Below are 1,726 nucleotides of genomic sequence, written 5' to 3'. Positions count from 1 at the left end.
AATCCGAAGGATTTCTGGTTAGCCGGGGTACTGACCTGTGCCCCCTCGCCGGCCGTGCTGCTGCGAAAATGCTGCACAGCGATTCGCGAACGGAACGCGTGGTGCGGTCCGGCGGTCGGCGGTGGTGGAGGCGCATGATGGACTTCTATGCAGGGCTTGATGTGTCGCTCGAGGCGACCAACATTTGCGTGGTGGACGGCGACGGCAAGGTGGTCCGGGAGACGAAACTCGCGACCGATCCGGACGCGATCGAGCTGTTCCTGGCGGAATGGGGAATCCAGCTGAAGCGCGTCGGGCTGGAAGCGTTCTCGTACAGTGCCTGGCTGTTCACGGCGCTGTCCGACAAGGGCCTGCCCGTGATCTGCATCGAGACCCGGCACGCCAAGGCGGCGCTGAACGCGATGCTGAACAAGACCGACCGCAACGACGCCAGGGGCATTGCGCAGATGATGCGGACCGGCTGGTTCCGCGCGGTTCACGTCAAGTCGGAGAGCACACAGACGTTGCGGGCGCTGCTGGTCGGGCGCAAGGCTTTGCTCGGCAAGGTGCTGGACATGGAGAACATGATCCGCGGCCTGTTGCGCCCGTTCGGCCTCAAGGTTGGCGAGATCTCGGTCGGCCGTTTTGAGGCGCGGGTGCGCGATCTCCTGGCCGGGAAGAAGGAATTGGAAGCGATCGTCGTGCCGCTGCTGGACGCCCGCAACGCCATGCGGCTGCAGTTGGCAAAACTGCACCGCCTGGTGCTGGCGGCCGCACGCGGTGACGAGGTGGTGCGGCGGATGATGACGGTGCCGGGCGTCGGCGCGCTGGTGGCGCTGACATTCCGCGCCACCGTCGACGATCCGTCGCGATTCAAAAAGTCGACCAATGTCGGCGCCCATTTCGGACTGACGCCGCGGCGCTATCAATCCGGCCAGACCGACCGGATCGGCAGCATCTCCAAATGCGGCGACGAGCTGACGCGGGCGATGCTGTACGAGGCTGCGATCGCAATCCTGACGCGCATTCCGAAGACCTTCAAGCTGCGGCTCTGGGGCCTGCGGCTGGCCAGGAAGAAGGGTCTGAAGCGCGCGGCAACCGCGGTGGCGCGGGCGCTCGCCGTGCTGCTGCACAAGATCTGGATCGATGGCACCACCTTCCGGTTTGGCGCCGGCGGCAAGCGCGGCCGGGTCGCTGCGGCGGTGTAAGGGCCTCCGCGACCCGGCCGCTTCCACGCGCGCCTTTTCCTTCCGCCACGGCGGAGCGGCGTCTCCCGAGGAGACGGGGATCTGGGTGAGATCGCAACTTTTCTTGCCGGCGGCTTCATGACGAGGTTTGAAGCCATCAAGCACGGCGCTGGTTAGCCTGACCGCCCTTTCCTCAGATTCCGGCTTGTGGTGGCCATCGTGCCAACCACGGATGTTAGCGAGTTCTCCTCGACGAGCGAGTGGCTGCAAAAGGACGTGACGCGCACCTGGCAATGATGTCGACGCCAGCGATCGCGCAGATTTGCGCGCGATCGCGTTCGCGCGCGCAGACTGGAGATAACAATCGTATTGCAGCGAAGCTTTGCGCGTGAGAGAGTCGAGGCCTGAGGCATGCTCGCTGCACGCGCCGCCGACTTGTTCACAACGTACTGATTCACAACTGGAAGTTAGTGTCAGTATGTTAGACTGGAGATAACAATCGTATTGCAGCGAAGCTTTGCGCGTGAGAGAGTCGAGGCCTGAGGCATGCTCGCTGCACG

The 1,726-nt window shown here is 64.1% G+C and carries 1 protein-coding gene; it reads left to right on the top strand.

The window, feature by feature from the left end; genetic code table 11:
- The first annotated feature begins 137 nt into the window (after positions 1-137).
- Entirely contained in the window at positions 138-1,187 is a 1,050-nt protein-coding gene (locus AC0L30_RS42785) for an IS110 family RNA-guided transposase (protein WP_473309138.1), read from the top strand.
- The last annotated feature ends 539 nt before the right edge of the window (positions 1,188-1,726 follow it).

The sequence above is a fragment of the Bradyrhizobium sp. MI1.11 genome (assembly GCF_055811255.1).
Note: the sequence above shows the minus strand (reverse complement) of the source record. Positions and strands in the feature narration are given on the sequence as shown.